An 18,228-nucleotide genomic window follows, 5' to 3' on the forward strand; every position below is an offset into this window, starting at 1 on the left:
CATGCAAGAGCAATACCGCCCCGAAGAGATAGAATCGCACGTACAGCTTCACTGGCAAGAGAAGCAAACTTTCAAGGTTACCGAAGATGCGAGCAAGGAAAAGTATTACTGCCTTTCTATGCTGCCATACCCTTCTGGGCGCCTACACATGGGCCATGTGCGTAACTACACCATTGGCGACGTGATCTCCCGCTATCAGCGTATGCTGGGCAAAAACGTGCTGCAACCCATTGGTTGGGATGCATTCGGTTTGCCAGCAGAAGGCGCTGCGGTGAAAAACAACACTGCCCCAGCACCATGGACCTACGATAATATCGAATATATGAAGAACCAGCTGAAGCTGCTGGGCTTCGGTTACGACTGGGATCGCGAGTTCGCCACCTGCCAACCAGATTACTACCGCTGGGAACAATGGTTTTTCACCAAGCTTTACGAAAAAGGCCTGGTTTACAAGAAAACCTCGGCGGTGAACTGGTGCCCGCACGATCTGACCGTGCTGGCTAACGAACAGGTGATCGATGGCTGCTGTTGGCGCTGCGACACCAAGGTTGAACGCAAAGAAATCCCGCAGTGGTTCATTAAAATCACCGATTATGCCGATCAGTTGCTGAACGATCTGGACAAGCTTGAAAGCTGGCCAGAGCAGGTGAAAACCATGCAGCGCAACTGGATTGGCCGTTCCGAAGGGGTAGAAATCACCTTCAGCGTGGCAAACCGCGACGAGAAAGTCACCGTCTATACCACCCGCCCGGATACCTTTATGGGGGCTACCTATGTGGCCGTTGCCGCAGGCCACCCGTTGGCACAGCAAGGCGCACTGAATAACCCGGCTCTGGCGACATTCATTGATGAATGTCGTAATACCAAGGTCGCCGAAGCCGATATGGCAACCATGGAAAAGAAAGGCATGGCCACTGGGCTGTTCGCCGTTCATCCGCTGAACGGCGAGAAACTGCCGATCTGGGTTGCCAACTTTGTGTTGATGGAGTACGGCACTGGCGCGGTGATGGCTGTACCGGGTCACGACCAGCGCGACTGGGAATTCGCCACCAAATATAGCCTGCCAATCAAACCGGTGATCCTGAATCTGGATGGCAGCCAGCCAGACATGCATACCGAAGCCATGACTGAAAAAGGATCTTTGTTCAATTCCGGTGAATTCGACGGGTTGGATCATGAAGCCGGTTTCAATGCGATTGCGGATAAACTGGTCACTCTTGGTGTTGGCCAGCGCAAAATCAACTACCGCCTGCGCGACTGGGGGGTTTCCCGCCAGCGTTACTGGGGGGCACCGATTCCGATGGTGACGCTGGAAGACGGTACTGTTCTGCCTACCCCAGAAGATCAACTGCCGGTGATCCTGCCGGAAGATGTGGTAATGGACGGCATCACCAGCCCCATCAAAGCCGATCCCGAGTGGGCCAAAACCACCGTTAACGGCCAGCCTGCATTACGTGAAACCGATACCTTCGATACCTTTATGGAATCTTCCTGGTATTACGCACGCTACACCTGCCCACAATACGATCAAGGCATGCTGGACCCGGCAGCGGCCAACTACTGGCTGCCTGTCGATCAATACGTTGGGGGCATCGAGCATGCCATCATGCATCTGATGTATTTCCGCTTCTTCCACAAACTGATGCGCGACGCTGGCCTGGTGGATTCTGACGAACCGGCCAAGCGCCTGCTGTGTCAAGGCATGGTGCTGGCAGACGCTTTCTATTACACCGGTAACAGCGGCGAACGCATCTGGGTTTCCCCGGTTGATGCCACCGTTGAGCGCGACGAGAAAGGCCGCATCATCAAGGCTGTCGATCCAGAAGGCCACGAACTGGTCTACGCTGGCATGAGCAAAATGTCGAAGTCGAAGAATAACGGCATTGACCCACAGGTGATGGTAGAAAAATACGGTGCGGATACTGTTCGCCTGTTTATGATGTTTGCTTCACCGGCAGATATGACACTGGAATGGCAGGAGTCCGGGGTTGAAGGGGCAAACCGCTTCCTGAAACGCGTCTGGAAACTGGCTTACGATCACGTTGAGAAAGGTGCGGTTCAGCCGTTGGACGTGGCTACGCTGAATGAAGATCAGAAAGCGCTGCGCCGCGACGTACACAAAACCATCGCCAAAGTTACCGACGATATCGGCCGCCGCCAAACGTTTAATACCGCGATTGCCGCCGTAATGGAACTGATGAACAAACTGGGCCGTGCACCACAGGAAACCGAGCAGGATCGCGCGCTGTTGCAGGAAGCCTTACTGGCAGTCGTCCGCATGCTGTACCCTTTCACACCGCACGTTTGCTTCAGCCTGTGGCAGGCGCTGAATGGCGAAGGTGATGTGGATACCGCAGCCTGGCCGGTAGCCGATGATGCCGCCATGGTGGAAGATTCGAAGCTGGTGGTGGTACAGGTCAACGGCAAGGTTCGCGCTAAAATCACTGTGGCTGCCAATGCAACCGAAGATCAAGTGCGTGAACACGCCGCTCAAGAGCATTTGGTAGCCAAATATCTGGAAGGGGTCACCATACGCAAAGTGATCTATGTTCCAGGCAAATTGCTTAACCTGGTTGTGGGTTAACACAAGGAGGCATTGTGCGGCATCGTATTCTCACGTTGTTGCTGGGGTTGGCGGTACTGGTTACCGCCGGCTGCGGTTTTCATCTGCGTGACACCACGCAGATCCCCTCTGAAATGCAAACGCTGATGCTGGACAGCTACGATCCTTTTGGCCCATTGACACGCGCCGTGCGTACTCAATTGCGCGCCAGCGGCGTGACCATTGCGAGCGACGCAGCACGCAAAGATGTGCCAACCCTGCGTATTGTCAATTCAACACAGAGCCAGGATACCGTTTCGATCTTCCAAGACGGTAAAACAGCAGAAAACCAGATGGTGATGACGGTTCAGGCACAGGTATTGATTCCTGGCCATGATATCTATCCCGTGGACATCAAAGTGTTCCGTTCCTTCTTTGATAACCCGTTAACTGCGCTGGCTAAAGATGCCGAGCAGGGGATCATTCTACAAGAAATGCGTCAGCAGGCTGCGCAGCAGCTTGTACGCAGATTATTGGTGGTCCATGCTGCGGCGATAGAGGCTCAACAAAAGAGCACTACCGCCAATGAAAAACCGGCCAGTCTCCCTGCCCAATGATCCGTCTCTACCCTGAACAACTCGCCGCGCAGCTCCGTGAGGGGTTGCGCGCTTGTTATTTATTGAGTGGTAATGACCCTCTCTTGTTACAGGAAAGCCAGGATCTGATCCGGCAAACTGCGCAGCAGCAGCAATTCACCGAGCATTACAGCATTTCTCTTGATGCTCAAACCGATTGGAACGCCATTTTCAGCATCTGCCAGGCTATGAGCCTGTTCGCCAACCGGCAAACCTTACTGTTAATCTTCCCAGAAAATGGCCCTACGGCACCGCTCGGCGAGCAGTTGGTCAAGTTGGCGGGCTTGCTGCATGAGGATATTTTGCTGGTGCTGCGTGGCCCCCGCCTGACCAAAGCACAGGAAAACAGCGCCTGGTTCAAAGCACTCAGCCCAAACGGCGCCTTCATCAGTTGCCAGACGCCTGAACAAGCGCAATTACCCCGCTGGGTGGCTCAGCGCGCCAAAACTATGCAGTTGCAACTTGACGACGCCGCCAATCAACTGCTGTGTTACTGCTATGAAGGTAACCTGCTGGCACTGTCACAGGCGCTGGAGCGGTTGTCGCTATTGTATGCGGATGGAAAACTCTCTCTGCCACGCGTTGAGCAAGCCGTTAATGACGCCGCACATTTCAGCCCGTTCCACTGGCTGGATGCCCTGCTTGCCGGTAAAAGCAAACGTGCCTGGCACATTCTGCAACAGTTGCAGCAAGAAGATATTGAACCGGTGATCCTGTTGCGCACCCTGCAACGCGAGTTGCTGATGCTGCTTACTTTGCAACGCCGGATGGCAAACACCCCGTTGCGCACCCTGTTTGATCAGCATAAAGTCTGGCAAAACCGCCGTAATCTGATTACTCAGGCACTACAGCGCCTGTCGGGCCAGCAATTACGGCAGGCTGTCCATATGCTGGCGCAGATTGAAATCACGCTTAAGCAGGATTATGGTCAGTCAGTCTGGGCGGAATTGGAAAATCTGTCGATGCTGATGTGTGGTAAATCGCTCCCCACAGGTTTCCCAGATGCCCGCTAAGAACCAGGTTGGATAAAAATAGAGAAAGCGCCCTGAAGCAATTCAGAGCGCTCTCGATATCAGTGGTTTTTACCCGCGTTAACGATTTTGTATATCGCCTTGGTAGACAAAAAGTATTGTTCGGCCAGTTCAGCAACCGAATATCCCGCCAGACGTTTAGCCAAAATAGCTCTGTTTCTTGCCTGGAGAGTTTCTCTTGTTTGCGTATTTTCACCCCACGACAGTTTATTGTCTTCTTTACGCGGGATATAAATATATTCGCCGTCTATATACTGTTGAATTGCAATTAATAAATCCTGCGGTAAAACATCACTCGCTTTTTTATAGCTCATTATGCTCCTCCTAAGTTGATATCAGGATCGAGCAAGAGCGACTGCTTAAAACATCAAATCATTATGCAATAGCCCTTGCTAAGCATAACGAACAAGCTCCGATTGATTAAACATTTAGCATCCTTATTTTGGGTGGTTAATTTAATAAATCCTATTCTTGTTTAAAAAACGCGTCAACAACCAGAATACCAAGCACGCACGGATGTGCTTACCAACCTTGGCAGCCACAACATCCAACCCCAGTCTCAAAAATGCTGCTATGATAGCGGGCAGAGTTTTATCTGTGTTTAAGAGGGATACCTCTCTCTTTTCAACAATGTGGAAAACACCACCATGCTGCATGCCTTTTTCGGCGGCACCTTTGATCCGATTCACAACGGCCACCTGCGCCCAGTGGAAGCCTTGGTCGATGAGATTGGCCTGAATCGGGTGATACTGCTGCCCAATCATGTGCCCCCTCACCGCCCGCAGCCAGAAGCCAGCCCGCAACAACGGCTGAAAATGGTTGAACTTGCGATCGCTGGCAATTCGTTATTTGCGGTGGATGACCGTGAACTGCACCGTACTACGCCGTCCTACACGATCGAAACATTAGAAACGATTCGTAAAGAACGTGGTAAAACTTTGCCTCTGGCGTTTATCATTGGCCAAGACTCGTTGCTGACGCTACACCTATGGCACCGTTGGCAGGCGTTACTGGATGTCTGCCATCTGTTGGTGCTGGCACGCCCCGGCTATAACCAACAGATGAATACGCCCGAAATGCGGCAATGGCTGGTACAACATCGGGTTACCGATACCAACCTGCTACGCCAGCAGCCACAGGGTTATGTCTATATGGCCGAAACACCGCTCTTGGAAATATCGGCCACCGATATACGCCAACGCCGCCATCAGGGCATCAGTTGTGATGATTTGCTGCCGCGTTCCGTACAGCGCTATATCGAGTTACAGGGTTTATACAGATAGTGCTATACTGCGCCGCTCATTTTCAGGTCTACCCGCTGCAAAAGCCGGAAACCTGGCTGTTGAGACATCGCCCAGTAGGCTCCTACCAACACCATTATGATTATTCAGGCCACATTTCCAGCGTTGGTCTGACGAACAGAACATACCCGAGGGGGAACCTTTGCAAGGTAAAGTGCTCCAAGACTTCGTCATTGATAAAATTGATGACATGAAAGGCCAGGATATCATCGCTCTTGATGTCCAGGGCAAATCCAGCATCACCGATTGCATGATTATCTGCACCGGCACCTCTACCCGCCACGTGATGTCGATTGCCGAACATGTGGTACAGGAATCCCGTGCGGTCGGCATGGAATTGTATGGCATGAAAGGCCAGGCAGTTTCCGATTGGGTGGTGGTTGATCTGGGCGAAGTGATCGTGCATGTGATGCAGGAAGAAAGCAGACAGTTATACGAACTGGAAAAGCTCTGGAGCTAAGCGGTGAAACTGCAATTGGTTGCGGTCGGCACCAAAATGCCAGACTGGATACAGACCGGTTTTATGGATTACCTGCATCGCTTTCCAAAAGATATGCCATTCGAGCTGACCGAAATCCCGGCGGGCAAACGTGGCAAGAATGCGGATATCAAACGTATTCTGGAAAAAGAAGGCGAGCAAATGCTGGCAGCAGTCGGCAAGGGTAACCGTATTGTCACCTTGGACATCCCAGGCACTCCCTGGGAAACGCCCCAGTTGGCACAGCAGCTCGAACGTTGGAAACAGGATGGCCGCAACGTCAGCTTGCTGATTGGCGGCCCTGAAGGGTTGGCACCGGCCTGTAAAGCAGCGGCCGAGCAAAGCTGGTCACTATCACCCTTGACGTTACCGCATCCTTTAGTGCGTGTACTGGTGGCTGAAAGCCTCTACCGCGCCTGGAGTATTACCACCAATCATCCTTACCACCGGGAATAAGCGTTGGTGACTGTAACAGAGTGAAAGAAAACAACGGGATGAAAATAGATCGTAACCCTTTTCGCGACTATACGGCAGAATCTGCCCTGTTTGTACGCCGCGCCCTGGTGGCGTTTTTGGTTATTCTGGTGCTGATAGGCATCCTGATTGCCAATTTGTATAATCTGCAAATCGTTCGCTTTGAGGATTACCGCACCCGTTCCAATGAAAACCGCATCAAACTGGTGCCGATCCCCCCTAGCCGCGGCATTATTTATGATCGTAACGGCACACCGCTGGCACTGAATCGCACCATTTATCAGTTAGAGCTGATGCCTGAAAAAGTTGACGATCTTAACGCAACACTGCAAGCATTGCGTTCGGTGGTTGATCTGACCGACGATGAAATCGCCAACTTTGAAAAAGAGCGTAAACGCTCACGCCGCTTCGTTTCCATTCCGGTCAAAAACGCCCTGACCGAAGTGCAGGTGGCCCGCTTTGCCGTTAACCAATTCCGCTTTCCCGGTGTAGAAGTGAAAGGGTATCAGCGCCGTTATTATCCCTATGGTTCTGCCCTCACCCACGTGATCGGCTATGTCTCAAAGATTAACGATCGCGACGTCGAACGCCTGGATAAAGAGGGCAAGCTGGCCAACTATGCCGCCACGCACGATATCGGTAAATTGGGGATTGAACGTTTTTATGAAGATACCCTGCACGGCAAAACCGGCTATGAAGAGGTTGAGGTTAACAACCGTGGCCGCGTGATCCGCCAACTGCACGAACAACCGCCGTCTGCCGGAAAAGACGTTTACCTGACCCTCGATCTCAATCTACAGCGCTACATCGAGCAATTGCTGGTGGGCAGCCGTGCCGCTGTAGTGGTCAGCGATCCGCGCACCGGCGGCATTCTGGCGATGGTTTCCAACCCCAGTTACGACCCGAACCTGTTCGTTGATGGCATCTCCAGCAAAGATTACCAAGGGTTGCTCAACGATCCGAACCGCCCGCTGATCAACCGCGCCACACAGGGGGTTTATCCCCCCGCTTCAACGGTGAAACCCTATATTGCCGTCTCGGCCCTCAGTGCCGGTGTGATCACCAAAAACAGCGTGGTGTTCGATCCCGGCTGGTGGCAGTTACCCGGCTCTGAAAAACGCTTCCGCGACTGGAAAAAATGGGGCCATGGCCGCCTGAATGTCACCAAAGCACTGGAAGAGTCTGCCGATACCTTCTTCTACCAGGTCGCTTATGATATGGGTATTGACCGCCTTTCAACCTGGTTGAGCAAATTCGGTTATGGTGACTATACCGGTATCGATCTTTCCGAAGAGCGTTCGGGCCTGATGCCAACCCGCGATTGGAAGTTAAAACGTTACAAAAAACCCTGGTATCAAGGCGATACTATTCCCGTAGGCATCGGCCAAGGCTACTGGACTGCCACGCCGATTCAGATGTCCAAGGCGCTTAATACGCTGATCAACGACGGGAACGTCAAAACGCCGCACCTGTTACAAAGCACCAAGATCAACGGGGTTCTGGTGCCATTCCGCCAGGAAGAACATAAGCAGATCGGTGATATTCATTCCGGCTTCTGGGAAATCGCCAAAGATGGGATGTACGGCGTAGCCAACCGCTCAAACGGCACCGCACGCAAGTATTTTGAAGGTACACCCTATAAAGCCGCGGCAAAATCAGGTACGGCACAGGTATTCGGCTATGAAACCTACAACGCGCATAAACTTGCAGAACATCTGCGCGATCATAAACTGATGACCGCTTTTGCTCCGTATGATAACCCAACGATTTCAGTCGCTATCATTCTGGAGAACGGCGGTTCAGGCCCGGCGGTAGGTACGATTACCCGTCAGATCCTTGACCACATTCTGTTAGGTGACAACAATACGCAATTACCTGATGCAGTCCCACTTCCGCCCGGCATAGAAGGTGATTAAGGTAAAACATGACTGAAAGCCAACAAAAGGGCTCCATCTGGACCAAAATCCATATCGACCCCACATTCTTGTTATTGATTCTGGCCTTGTTGGTCTACAGCGCTTTCGTAATGTGGAGCGCCAGCGGCCAGGATATTGGCATGATGGAACGCAAAATCGGCCAGATCCTGATGGGCCTGATCGTGATGGGAGTGATGGCGCAGATCCCACCACGGGTCTACGAAAGTTGGGCTCCCTACCTGTATATTTTCTGCGTTATTCTGCTGATTCTGGTGGATGCTTTCGGGCAAATCAGTAAAGGGGCGCAGCGCTGGCTGGATTTGGGTTTTGTGCGTTTTCAACCTTCGGAAATCGCCAAGATCGCCGTGCCGCTCATGGTCGCCCGGTTTATGAACCGAGACGTGTGCCCACCTTCACTGAAAAATACCGGCATTGCACTGGTACTGATTTTCCTGCCTACCCTGCTGGTTGCCGCACAGCCGGATCTTGGCACATCCATTTTGATCGCCGCTTCCGGTCTGTTTGTACTCTTTCTTTCAGGGATGAGTTGGAAGCTGATCTGCCTTGCCGCCGTGCTGTTGGCCGCCTTTATTCCAGTACTGTGGTTCTTCCTGATGCATGACTATCAGCGAGATCGTGTGATGATGCTGCTCGATCCAGAAAGCGATCCGCTCGGTGCCGGTTACCACATTATTCAGTCAAAAATTGCTATTGGTTCCGGTGGTCTGGCTGGCAAAGGCTGGCTGCATGGTACGCAGTCGCAATTGGAGTTCCTGCCTGAACGCCATACCGATTTTATCTTCGCCGTGTTGGCGGAGGAGTTGGGTCTGATCGGTGTACTGATTTTGCTGGTGCTGTACCTGTTGGTGATTATCCGTGGGCTGATGATCGCAGCTCGGGCACAAACCACTTTCGGCCGTGTGATGGTCGGCGGATTGATGCTGATCCTGTTCGTTTATGTGTTTGTCAACATTGGCATGGTCAGTGGTATTTTACCGGTTGTTGGCGTACCTTTGCCTCTGGTCAGCTATGGTGGTTCGGCGCTGATCGTACTCATGGCTGGGTTTGGCATTGTCATGTCAATCCACACGCATCGAAAAATGCTGTCTAAAAATCTATAGAGGTGAGTAATGCGTAAGGAATGGCGTTGGATCGGTGCAGTTGCTGCGGCAGTCTTACTCTCGGCTTGTACCACCACAATGGAAGAAACGCAGGCTCCGCCAGCGCAGCCCTACAGTGGGCCAGTGGTAGAGATTGGCGGAGTGGAACCGCATTATGAGCCTTATAACCCTGGTACTTTGCAGGATTATACGGTGAATGGCGATACTTACCGCATCGTGAAAGATCCGCAAAACTTTTCACAAATAGGGCTAGCTGCCTGGTATGGCGAAGAAGCCAGCGGGAATACTACCGCCATTGGTGAACGCTTCAATCCGAACGCCCTGACTGCCGCCCACCCAACCTTGCCGATCCCAAGCTACGTGCGCGTCACCAACCAGGCCAATGGTCGCCAATTAGTGGTACGTGTCAACGATCGTGGCCCTTATACTCCAGGCCGGATTATTGACCTGTCGAAAGCCGCCGCCGATCGTCTCAATCTGACCAGCAATACCAAAGTGAAAGTCGACTTTATCAGCGTTGCGCCAGACGGTTCCCTGAGTGGCCCCGGCACTGTCGGTACTGTAGTCGCCAAACAGAGTTATGCCCTGCCAGCACGCCCAGATCTAGGCTCAAGCGACCTGGGCACGCCGATACAGCAAGAATCTCCAACCAACAATGGTGCCGCTGTACGCCCGATTGACAACAACAGCCTGCGTAATGATGACGGTTTACCTGCCCGTCGAGGTGGGTTCCTGGGAGCCCCTAGCGCTTTACCTGCTGGCGTGCTGGAAGGTTCTGAACCACAGCCCACCATCAGCAGCACACCGGTTGTTGCAGTTCCCCAGGTTACGGCCAGTGCAAACGGCAATCTTGTCGTTCAGGTTGGTGCGTTGAGCAACGCCGAACGTGCGCAAAGCTGGCAACAGCAACTCAGTCAGCAATTTGGCGTTCCTGGTAAAGTTTCGACCAGTGGTAACGTCTACCGCGTGCAGTTAGGCCCATTTAGCGATCGCCAGCAGGCGATACAGCTTCAACAGCGCCTGGCTAACGAAGCGCAACAACAATCTTTTATCACTGCTGCACCTTAAAACATGAGGCCCGGTCAGCAAACACAGCTTGTCAGCGATTTTTTGGCTGAAACATTTTCTTTCAGCTAAGTGTGTGTAAACCACTGTCAAGCGGGCGAATGCTTAATGCCTGCCGGAGCCTCATCTGCTATAGTGTGGCTCGTTTTTAACTTACTTTCACGGATGTTGTCGTTCCGATCATGAAACATGTCACCCCTTTCCGCTTAGTCAAGAGCCTAATGCTCGGCACCGTCATTGCGATCAGCACAGCGCCAGTTGCCTATGCTGATGACGTTAATATCAAAACCATGATCCCGGGTGTCCCGCAGATTGACGCGGAATCCTACATCCTGATTGATTACAATTCCGGTAAAGTGCTGGCAGAATCTAACGCTGATGCCCGCCGCGATCCCGCCAGCCTGACCAAAATGATGACCAGCTATGTCATCGGCCAAGCGCTTAAGTCCGGCAAGATTGGTCAGGATGATCTAGTCACCATCGGCCAGGATGCCTGGGCAACCGGTAACCCGGTGTTTAAAGGTTCCTCGCTGATGTTTCTGAAACCCGGCGATCGCGTGCCGGTGTCTAAACTAACGCGTGGCATCAATCTACAGTCCGGCAATGATGCCTGTGTGGCCATGGCTGATTACGTGGCTGGCAGCCAGGATGCCTTCGTCAATCTGATGAACACCTACGTCAAGCAGTTCGGCCTGCAAAATACCCACTTCCAGACCGTGCATGGCCTAGATGCAGAAGGCCAGTTCAGCTCGGCGCGTGATATGGCGCTGATCGGCCAAGCGCTGATCCGTGATGTTCCAGATGAATACGCCATCTACAAAGAAAAAGAATTCACGTTCAACAATATCCGCCAGATGAACCGTAACGGCCTGCTGTGGGATACCAGCCTGAACGTTGACGGTATCAAAACCGGCCATACTGATGCCGCAGGCTACAACCTGGTGGCCTCCGCTACCGAAGGCCAAATGCGGCTGATTTCCGCCGTGTTGGGTGGCCGCACCTTCAAAGGCCGTGAAACTGAAAGTAAAAAGTTGCTGACCTGGGGTTTCCGTTTCTTCGAAACGGTCGCACCGTTGAAAGCCGGTAAAGAATTTGCCTCAGAACCCGTCTGGTTTGGCGATGCCGACCGTGTCGAACTGGGGGTAGATAAAGATGTTTATCTGACTATCCCACGCGGCCGGATGAAAGACCTGAAAGCCAGCTACGTGCTGAACACCCCGGAAATCCATGCGCCGCTGGCCAAAAACCAGGTTGTTGGCAGCATCAATTTCCAACTGGATGGCAAAACCATCGATCAACGCCCTCTGGTGGTACTGAACGAAGTGAAAGAAGGTGGTTTCTTCAGCCGCATCGTGGATTACATCAAGCTGATGTTCCACCACTGGTTTGGCTAAACCTTGATACGGGGGATTTAAACCCCATATTATGATTAACACTCACTCCCGCTTTTGCGGGAGTTATAATTTATAGATTAGCTATAACCTAATAGCCGCACTTTGGAGCGCATTCACATGCAAAAAACTAAACTGAACGAACTGCTCGAATTCCCTTGTTCATTTACCTACAAGGTAATGGGCCTGGCACAACCCGAGCTGGTAGACCAGGTGGTTGAAGTGGTGCAGCGCCATGCTCCAGGGGATTACAACCCGCAGGTTAAGCCGAGCAGCAAAGGGAATTACCACTCCGTTTCCATCACGATTACCGCCACCCATATCGACCAGGTGGAAACGTTGTATGAAGAGTTGGGCAATATTGAGATTGTCCGCATGGTGCTGTAATTTCAGCATAAAATCCCACTGGCACCTCCTGCTCGGGTTGTGCCGTGGTGCTGAGGATAAATGCTGGTCGCGAGCCTGAGCGCTCGGTATAATGGCCTTCTCACTTCTGTAACCTGACGATGACTCGTTTGCAACATAATAAGATCATTTTGCGTCAGCTGGGGTTGCAGCCCTATGAGCCTGTATCCCAAGCCATGCACAACTTCACCAATCATCGCACCGCTATTACGCCCGATGAGCTGTGGCTGGTGCAGCATCAGCCCGTGTTTACCCAAGGGCAGGCAGGCAAAGCGGAACACGTTCTCATGCCAGGAGATATCCCGGTGGTTCAGAGCGATCGCGGTGGCCAGGTAACCTACCATGGCCCTGGCCAGCAGGTGCTGTACGTGATGGTAGATCTGAAACGCAACAACGTTGGTGTACGCCAGTTGGTCACCGCGCTAGAAGATACGGTGATCAATACCCTCGCTCATTTTAAAATAGCATCGCGGGCGCGCCCGGATGCACCCGGCGTTTATGTGGGGGAACAAAAGATTTGTTCGCTGGGCTTGCGCATCCGCAAAGGCTGTTCATTTCATGGTCTGGCACTGAACGTTGCCATGGATCTGACTCCGTTTCAGCAAATCAACCCCTGCGGCTATGCCGGTATGCAGATGACCCAGATCAGCGCGCTGCTGCCTGGTATCAGCATAGAAGACGTTCATCCCACCCTGGTACAGGAATTTGTTCATTTGCTTGGCTACCAGACGGCCGAGCTTTGTCACTGGAACCTGCACGATTATGAGTAAACCAATTCAGATGGAACGCGGCGTCAAATACCGCGATGCAGACAAAATGGCGTTGATCCCGGTAAAAACGGTGGTCAGCGAACGGCAGGAACTGTTACGCAAACCTGAGTGGATGAAGATCAAACTCCCTGCCGACTCCACCCGTATTCAGGGTATTAAAGCCGCAATGCGTAAAAACGGCCTGCATTCGGTGTGCGAAGAGGCTTCATGCCCTAACCTGTCTGAATGCTTTAACCATGGGACGGCAACCTTTATGATTTTGGGTGCCATTTGTACCCGCCGTTGCCCATTCTGCGACGTAGCCCATGGCCGCCCGGTAGCTCCCGATGCCAACGAGCCGGAAAAACTGGCGCAGACCATTGCCGATATGGCGTTGCGTTATGTCGTCATTACTTCGGTTGATCGCGACGATCTGCGCGACGGTGGCGCACAGCACTTTGCCGATTGTATCGCCGCTATTCGTGCCAAAAGTCCTGATATTAAAATCGAAACGCTGGTCCCGGATTTCCGCGGCCGGATGGATCGCGCACTGGAGATCCTGACCGCGACCCCACCCGACGTGTTCAACCATAATCTGGAAAACGTGCCGCGTATTTATCGCCAGGTGCGCCCTGGCGCCAACTACGAATGGTCATTGAAGCTGCTGGAGCGTTTTAAACAGGCGCACCCGAATATCCCAACCAAATCAGGTCTGATGGTCGGCCTGGGTGAAACCAATGCGGAGATCGTAGAAGTTATGCGCGATTTGCGTCGCCATGGTGTCACTATGCTGACGCTGGGCCAATACTTGCAGCCAAGCCGCCACCATCTGCCAGTGCAGCGCTATGTCAGCCCAGCTGAGTTTGATGAAATGAAAGAAGAAGCGATGGCGATGGGTTTCACTCATGCCGCCTGCGGCCCGTTTGTCCGCTCTTCCTACCATGCCGACCTGCAAGCAAAAGGTTTGGAAGTCAAATAGGCGCGCAGTAATCTCTTGTTACGCTTCAGCGTACAATATTCCCCAAAAACGGATGCCCTGAAAGCATCCGTTTTTTACGACGTGATGAAGAACAAAACTAAACGTCTTTCTTCTCCACACTTTGCTGTGCAGGCTGATTCTCGGCAGTGCTTTGCGCAGGGGGCGTTTCTTCACCTACGGCCTTTTTAAAGCCTTTCAGCGCTGCGCCTAAGTCTGCCCCCAGGGTACGCAGCTTGCTTGTGCCAAACAGCAATACGATCAATACCGCAATCACCAGAAGTTTGGTAATACTGATACCTTCCATATTCACCTTCTTTATTTATCATGGCTGCAAGACGCAGCGAGGGAACAAGCCTTGCTTATCGATCTTTACCTACTTTCTGCCATTTGAAAAACAGCAACATGTAACAGAGTGAGATCTGTACGAGATGTTCTATGCTTAGAGTATGGGGCATATTTCTCTATTTTGCGTTTCTTAGGTGCATGATACGTTTCATGATTAATAACAGGGAGGCGCTGGATGGTAATCGCTCCATCAACGGCTGATACTCGGCGCTCAGGTATCAGTTTCGCTAAACGTATTTACCTGCCGCGTATCGTCGGTCTGGGAATTGGTTTTTTTTGCGTGCTTGCTGCACTGATTCCTTTACACCCCCCGATGCCGGTATGGGGCCTGTTGATATTTAATGGTTTTATCTGGCCACATATCGCTTATCAGTGGTCCATCCGCTCTGAAAAACCTTTTGCAACCGAGACGCGTAATCTGCTGATAGATGCTTTGATGGGAGGCGTTTGGGCTGCCATGATGGGCTTCAACGCCTTGCCTACGGTAGTTATCCTCTCCATGATGGGGATGAACAATATCGCTTCGGGTGGGCATTCGTTGTTTTTCAAAGGGCTTATCGCGCAAATTATCGGCGCAACGCTGACCAGTGCACTGCTGGGTTTCCCCTTCCATCCGCAAACGACGTCGCAACAGGTGTACCTTTGTCTGCCCATGATCTTTATCTATCCGGTATTTCTTGGGTTCGTCACCTACCATACCGCCAAACACTTGGCAGAAAAAAAACAAGAACTGTTGTATATCAGTATGCGTGATGGCTTAACTGGCCTCTATAACCGCCGCCACTGGGAACACCTGCTGCACAATGAATTCGACAGTTGCCAGCGCTATGAACGTACCGCCACACTGATTCTGATGGATATTGATTGCTTTAAAACCATCAATGATACCTACGGCCATGCCGTGGGAGATGAAGCGCTGACCGTTCTTGCAGAAGAGCTGCTGCTGGGGCTGCGTGCGGTGGACATTGTTGGCCGCTATGGTGGTGATGAGTTTGGTGCCATATTGCCCAGTACCACTTCGGAGCAGGCTAGCCTGGCGTTGAAACGTATTCAGGAACGTTTGGATGACATTACTTTTCGCGAAGCTCCTGGGTTAACAGTGAAGATCAGCGCAGGAATTGCAGACTACCGGCCTTATATGAATAACTACCAAGCCTGGTTGAAAGCCACCGACGGCGCCCTGTATCAAGCGAAGAAGAATGGACGCAACCGCCAGGAACGGGCTCCGATCCTCGCCTGATGAAAAAGAATCTTTTAGTAATTCGCCAGCTATCGCCAATAAAATTACCAAGCTCCATTCAGGCACGCTTTGGCTACAAAACGGGAATCACCGGGTGTAAAATAAAACGACCAACGGAGATGACATTCCTCCATTAACCGCCCTTTCAGGCTGATGATGTCTACGTAACCTCTCAAAGAAGGTGCGTAGTGTGATGCCTAAATCTTTCTGAGCTTCCTTAATTTTTTGTGAAAAGGCTTTCGACCATGCTGAATTCTTTACTGGCAGTTTTTATTGGCGGTGGTTTAGGCAGCGTGTTGCGCTGGGCTATAAGTATAAAGCTGAACCCGCTGAATCAGCATATTCCGTTGGGCACGCTGACAGTGAATCTGGTGGGGGGATTTATTGTCGGTTTGGCCCTGGCGTTGTTTACACGCATGACACATCTGGACCCAGCCTGGAAACTGTTGATCACAACCGGTTTTTGTGGCGGTTTGACCACTTTTTCCACTTTCTCTGCTGAGGTGGTTTACCTGTTGCAAGATGGCCGTTTGCTCTGGGCTGCCACCAATATGCTACTCAACCTGGCCGGTTCATTGGCCATGACCTTGTTGGCTTTTATGCTGATCCGTTGGCTGACTGGGCAATAAAAGCCCCTGCTTTTATCTCTTTTTTATTTTTACTCTGCCGTTTCCCATGCCTTGAAAAGAGACAATAAAAAACCCGCTCATAGAGCGGGTTTTAAGAATTTCGGCTACTGTAGCTTAGATGGCGATAACGTTAGCAGCAGATGGCCCTTTGGCACCGTTCGTGATTTCAAATTCTACACGCTGGCCTTCAGCAAGAGTTTTGAAACCATTGCTAGCGATGGCAGAGAAATGAACGAAAACGTCCTTACTACCATCTTCTGGAGTAATGAAACCGAAACCTTTGGATTCATTAAACCACTTAACGCTACCTTTAATCTTAGACATCAAACTTACCTTTAACGTGAATGTAAGACACAAAGTGTGTGTCAGATACAGTACAGCAATTAGAGTGGATTTTGTCCATAACCGAGATCACATAAAATTGACAAAAAGTAAAAAAAATCGCCTTTCAAACGATACACAACTTGTTACAGTTAGCCATCGTTCCTAAAACAGCCCAATATTCTGGCTTTTTTATCGAATACCAGCCGAACATCTATTAGCAACTGGCTATTCTATCTCAACATGCTTAGTAGACATCAAATAGTACCAGAAAGATTTCTCATTTATGCCAGCGGCCAGTCGCTTACACTGCTCTGTCGCAGCAAAGCATTCCGCGCTATCATAAAACTTGTGATGAACGATTTAATTGAGAATGATGATGAACGGCAAGATAACGACTTTTTTTGCAGATAAAGGCTTCGGTTTTATCACCGACGAAAACGGGGAAAATCGTTATTTTCACGTGATTAAAGTACAAAACCCAGAGCTGATTAAGAAAAATGCCCTGGTCACCTTTGAACCTACCAATAACACCAAAGGCCCTTCTGCCTATGCGGTAAAAGTGCAGGCCCCCAGCAAATACATCATCATTGCCAATGAAAGGATCAAAATCTCCAGCATCAAATCCTTTCATACTTTCACTCAAGAAATGCCGGCAAAAGCCGATGTCGATAAAGAAAACACCGTGCTTTCAGTTGGTTTACTGATGAACCGTATTCGCCCTCAGGCAACCGAAGCACCGCAGGCGATGGAAACATTGCGTATGTTATCGATCACCACCTTCCAAAATTTGACACACACTTTTTCAGAACATGAGCTTGATATTGATGCTGCCTTACAGGCCTTAAAAGCAGCACGATTGTAAACAGGCTGTTGATTTAACTAGCTTTCTCTCCGCCAGGATTCTGAGGACAAACCTCCACAACGTTATGGAGCCAATGCCAAGCGCCGGGCAGCCTCTACAACGGAGGCCCGCCGTCTGGCATGTTCTTCTCTGCTATCTGGTCCCGTTAACATGCGCGCTACCTGTGGAACAGCAGACCACCAGCCAGCCAAAGCTAACACCAAAAAAGCCAGGTGATCTGCCTCAAGGGCTTGAGTCACTATTCCCTGGCGCTGCCCCTCGGCCACGGCCTGAATCTTGTATCCATAGTATTCACGTCGTTGTTCTTCGTCCGGCACCTCACCATCGAATGCCAAACCCTCCCAGCGCATAAGCCGGCTCAGCTCAGGATTTTCGAGGTGATAATCGTAAGCACGGCCAGCGTAATCACCCATATCTTCAACCGCAAAGGATGTGATAGGCAACGCCGAGGCCACCTTGGCCAACTCACTACGCAATACGGCTGAGAACAACGCCCGTTTGTCGCCAAAATAATTGTAGACGCGCTCTTTGTTTACCCCGGCCAGCTTGGCTACCCGTTCAAGGGTTGTGCCATCGGGGCCGAGCCGAGCGAATTCGCTCATCGCCGCTTCCAGAATTTTGCGTTTTGTCCCTTCGGTATCCCAAGCCATTTTTTACTCTCTCATTTTATGGGTTGTTGTTGTCGCATAATCATACTATAGTTATTTCCAACTAAAACGTTGGAGTTGTAATTTTATATCA

The 18,228-nt window shown here is 51.3% G+C and carries 20 protein-coding genes and 1 riboswitch; of the genes, 16 read left to right on the plus strand and 4 right to left on the minus strand.

Translation table 11 applies throughout. The features are described from left to right. The first annotated feature begins 1 nt into the window (after position 1). From leuS to holA, 3 genes are read left to right on the plus strand one after another with little or no spacing between them, the layout of a single operon-like run. Positions 2–2,584, plus strand: a complete 2,583-nt coding sequence (gene leuS, locus Z042_RS21070; protein WP_024911492.1) for a leucine--tRNA ligase — start codon at positions 2–4, stop codon at positions 2,582–2,584. Between the two features lie 14 nt (positions 2,585–2,598). Beyond that, positions 2,599–3,159, plus strand: coding sequence for an LPS assembly lipoprotein LptE (gene lptE, locus Z042_RS21075; RefSeq protein ID WP_024911491.1), 561 nt, complete (start codon positions 2,599–2,601; stop codon positions 3,157–3,159). After that, the gene (gene holA / locus Z042_RS21080) at positions 3,156–4,190 is read left to right on the plus strand and encodes a DNA polymerase III subunit delta (protein ID WP_024911490.1); all 1,035 of its coding nucleotides are present in this window, start codon (positions 3,156–3,158) and stop codon (positions 4,188–4,190) included. Before lptE ends, holA begins: the two co-directional genes overlap by 4 nt. A gap of 59 nt (positions 4,191–4,249) precedes the next feature. Here holA and Z042_RS21085 read toward each other — a convergent pair whose 3' ends face one another. After that, positions 4,250–4,522 (minus strand): CD3324 family protein, encoded by a 273-nt coding sequence (locus tag Z042_RS21085; protein WP_024911489.1) that lies wholly within the window; start codon positions 4,520–4,522, stop codon positions 4,250–4,252. A 333-nt stretch (positions 4,523–4,855) separates the two neighbouring features. Between Z042_RS21085 and nadD the strand changes: the two genes are divergently transcribed. The 10 genes from nadD to lipA all read left to right on the plus strand — a co-directional run bounded on the left by nadD (position 4,856) and on the right by lipA (position 14,087). Next, positions 4,856–5,491 (plus strand): nicotinate-nucleotide adenylyltransferase, encoded by a 636-nt coding sequence (gene nadD / locus Z042_RS21095; RefSeq protein WP_037406148.1) that lies wholly within the window; start codon positions 4,856–4,858, stop codon positions 5,489–5,491. 160 nt (positions 5,492–5,651) lie between these two features. Further along, positions 5,652–5,969: a ribosome silencing factor gene (gene rsfS, locus Z042_RS21100; RefSeq protein WP_024911486.1), complete on the plus strand. Its 318-nt coding sequence runs from the start codon at positions 5,652–5,654 to the stop codon at positions 5,967–5,969. Between the two features lie 3 nt (positions 5,970–5,972). After that, positions 5,973–6,443 carry a 23S rRNA (pseudouridine(1915)-N(3))-methyltransferase RlmH gene (gene rlmH, locus Z042_RS21105; RefSeq protein ID WP_024911485.1) on the plus strand — a complete coding sequence of 157 codons (471 nt, stop codon included), beginning with the start codon at positions 5,973–5,975 and terminating at the stop codon, positions 6,441–6,443. 38 nt (positions 6,444–6,481) lie between these two features. Beyond that, complete coding sequence (gene mrdA, locus Z042_RS21110; protein ID WP_024911484.1) at positions 6,482–8,377, plus strand: peptidoglycan DD-transpeptidase MrdA; 1,896 nt, start codon at positions 6,482–6,484, stop codon at positions 8,375–8,377. Between the two features lie 8 nt (positions 8,378–8,385). After that, complete coding sequence (gene mrdB / locus Z042_RS21115; protein WP_024911483.1) at positions 8,386–9,498, plus strand: peptidoglycan glycosyltransferase MrdB; 1,113 nt, start codon at positions 8,386–8,388, stop codon at positions 9,496–9,498. A 9-nt stretch (positions 9,499–9,507) separates the two neighbouring features. Further along, the gene (gene rlpA, locus Z042_RS21120; RefSeq protein ID WP_024911482.1) at positions 9,508–10,566 is read left to right on the plus strand and encodes an endolytic peptidoglycan transglycosylase RlpA; all 1,059 of its coding nucleotides are present in this window, start codon (positions 9,508–9,510) and stop codon (positions 10,564–10,566) included. Positions 10,567–10,745: 179 nt separating this feature from the next. Further along, a complete protein-coding gene (dacA, locus tag Z042_RS21125) occupies positions 10,746–11,957 on the plus strand; it encodes a D-alanyl-D-alanine carboxypeptidase DacA (RefSeq protein WP_024911481.1) in 1,212 nt (403 codons plus the stop codon). Between the two features lie 117 nt (positions 11,958–12,074). Beyond that, a complete protein-coding gene (gene ybeD, locus Z042_RS21130) occupies positions 12,075–12,341 on the plus strand; it encodes a DUF493 family protein YbeD (protein WP_024911480.1) in 267 nt (88 codons plus the stop codon). A 119-nt stretch (positions 12,342–12,460) separates the two neighbouring features. Next, entirely contained in the window at positions 12,461–13,129 is a 669-nt protein-coding gene (gene lipB / locus Z042_RS21135; RefSeq protein WP_024911479.1) for a lipoyl(octanoyl) transferase LipB, read from the plus strand. Further along, positions 13,122–14,087, plus strand: a complete 966-nt coding sequence (lipA, locus tag Z042_RS21140) for a lipoyl synthase (protein ID WP_024911478.1) — start codon at positions 13,122–13,124, stop codon at positions 14,085–14,087. The genes lipB and lipA overlap by 8 nt, the downstream gene beginning before the upstream one ends. 97 nt (positions 14,088–14,184) lie before the next feature. Here lipA and tatA read toward each other — a convergent pair whose 3' ends face one another. Then, positions 14,185–14,391, minus strand: a complete 207-nt coding sequence (gene tatA / locus Z042_RS21145; RefSeq protein WP_024911477.1) for a Sec-independent protein translocase subunit TatA — start codon at positions 14,389–14,391, stop codon at positions 14,185–14,187. 216 nt (positions 14,392–14,607) lie between these two features. On the opposite strand from tatA, the gene Z042_RS21150 reads away from it, so the two are divergent. Together Z042_RS21150 and crcB are read left to right on the plus strand one after the other, a co-directional pair. Further along, the gene (locus tag Z042_RS21150; protein ID WP_024911476.1) at positions 14,608–15,672 is read left to right on the plus strand and encodes a diguanylate cyclase; all 1,065 of its coding nucleotides are present in this window, start codon (positions 14,608–14,610) and stop codon (positions 15,670–15,672) included. A 106-nt stretch (positions 15,673–15,778) separates the two neighbouring features. Next, positions 15,779–15,842, plus strand: a riboswitch (Fluoride riboswitch). A 75-nt stretch (positions 15,843–15,917) separates the two neighbouring features. Next, complete coding sequence (crcB, locus tag Z042_RS21155) at positions 15,918–16,301, plus strand: fluoride efflux transporter CrcB (RefSeq protein ID WP_024911475.1); 384 nt, start codon at positions 15,918–15,920, stop codon at positions 16,299–16,301. Positions 16,302–16,415: 114 nt separating this feature from the next. On the opposite strand, the gene cspE is transcribed toward crcB, so the two are convergent. Further along, on the minus strand, positions 16,416–16,625 hold the full coding sequence (cspE, locus tag Z042_RS21160) for a transcription antiterminator/RNA stability regulator CspE (RefSeq protein WP_002210315.1): 210 nt from the start codon (positions 16,623–16,625) through the stop codon (positions 16,416–16,418). A gap of 376 nt (positions 16,626–17,001) precedes the next feature. Between cspE and Z042_RS21165 the strand changes: the two genes are divergently transcribed. Continuing rightward, positions 17,002–17,487 (plus strand): cold-shock protein, encoded by a 486-nt coding sequence (locus Z042_RS21165; RefSeq protein WP_024911474.1) that lies wholly within the window; start codon positions 17,002–17,004, stop codon positions 17,485–17,487. A gap of 62 nt (positions 17,488–17,549) precedes the next feature. On the opposite strand, the gene Z042_RS21170 is transcribed toward Z042_RS21165, so the two are convergent. Next, positions 17,550–18,137: a TetR/AcrR family transcriptional regulator gene (locus tag Z042_RS21170; protein ID WP_024911473.1), complete on the minus strand. Its 588-nt coding sequence runs from the start codon at positions 18,135–18,137 to the stop codon at positions 17,550–17,552. Positions 18,138–18,228 lie beyond the last annotated feature (91 nt).

The sequence above is a fragment of the Chania multitudinisentens RB-25 genome (assembly GCF_000520015.2).
GTDB classification, from domain to species: Bacteria; Pseudomonadota; Gammaproteobacteria; order Enterobacterales; family Enterobacteriaceae; genus Chania; species Chania multitudinisentens.

What these genes read in the sequence shown, in the direction of transcription:
- nadD (WP_037406148.1), top strand. Translation starts at nt 4,856, where the DNA reads ATGCTGCATGCCTTTTTCGGCGGCACCTTTGATCCGATTCACAACGGC.
- lipA (WP_024911478.1), top strand. Translation starts at nt 13,122, where the DNA reads ATGAGTAAACCAATTCAGATGGAACGCGGCGTCAAATACCGCGATGCA.
- ybeD (WP_024911480.1), top strand. Translation starts at nt 12,075, where the DNA reads ATGCAAAAAACTAAACTGAACGAACTGCTCGAATTCCCTTGTTCATTT.
- Z042_RS21085 (WP_024911489.1), bottom strand. Translation starts at nt 4,522, where the DNA reads ATGAGCTATAAAAAAGCGAGTGATGTTTTACCGCAGGATTTATTAATT.
- Z042_RS21165 (WP_024911474.1), top strand. Translation starts at nt 17,002, where the DNA reads ATGAACGGCAAGATAACGACTTTTTTTGCAGATAAAGGCTTCGGTTTT.
- rlpA (WP_024911482.1), top strand. Translation starts at nt 9,508, where the DNA reads ATGCGTAAGGAATGGCGTTGGATCGGTGCAGTTGCTGCGGCAGTCTTA.
- tatA (WP_024911477.1), bottom strand. Translation starts at nt 14,391, where the DNA reads ATGGAAGGTATCAGTATTACCAAACTTCTGGTGATTGCGGTATTGATC.
- Z042_RS21170 (WP_024911473.1), bottom strand. Translation starts at nt 18,137, where the DNA reads ATGGCTTGGGATACCGAAGGGACAAAACGCAAAATTCTGGAAGCGGCG.
- mrdB (WP_024911483.1), top strand. Translation starts at nt 8,386, where the DNA reads ATGACTGAAAGCCAACAAAAGGGCTCCATCTGGACCAAAATCCATATC.
- holA (WP_024911490.1), top strand. Translation starts at nt 3,156, where the DNA reads ATGATCCGTCTCTACCCTGAACAACTCGCCGCGCAGCTCCGTGAGGGG.
- cspE (WP_002210315.1), bottom strand. Translation starts at nt 16,625, where the DNA reads ATGTCTAAGATTAAAGGTAGCGTTAAGTGGTTTAATGAATCCAAAGGT.
- Z042_RS21150 (WP_024911476.1), top strand. Translation starts at nt 14,608, where the DNA reads ATGGTAATCGCTCCATCAACGGCTGATACTCGGCGCTCAGGTATCAGT.
- crcB (WP_024911475.1), top strand. Translation starts at nt 15,918, where the DNA reads ATGCTGAATTCTTTACTGGCAGTTTTTATTGGCGGTGGTTTAGGCAGC.
- mrdA (WP_024911484.1), top strand. Translation starts at nt 6,482, where the DNA reads ATGAAAATAGATCGTAACCCTTTTCGCGACTATACGGCAGAATCTGCC.
- leuS (WP_024911492.1), top strand. Translation starts at nt 2, where the DNA reads ATGCAAGAGCAATACCGCCCCGAAGAGATAGAATCGCACGTACAGCTT.
- lipB (WP_024911479.1), top strand. Translation starts at nt 12,461, where the DNA reads ATGACTCGTTTGCAACATAATAAGATCATTTTGCGTCAGCTGGGGTTG.
- dacA (WP_024911481.1), top strand. Translation starts at nt 10,746, where the DNA reads ATGAAACATGTCACCCCTTTCCGCTTAGTCAAGAGCCTAATGCTCGGC.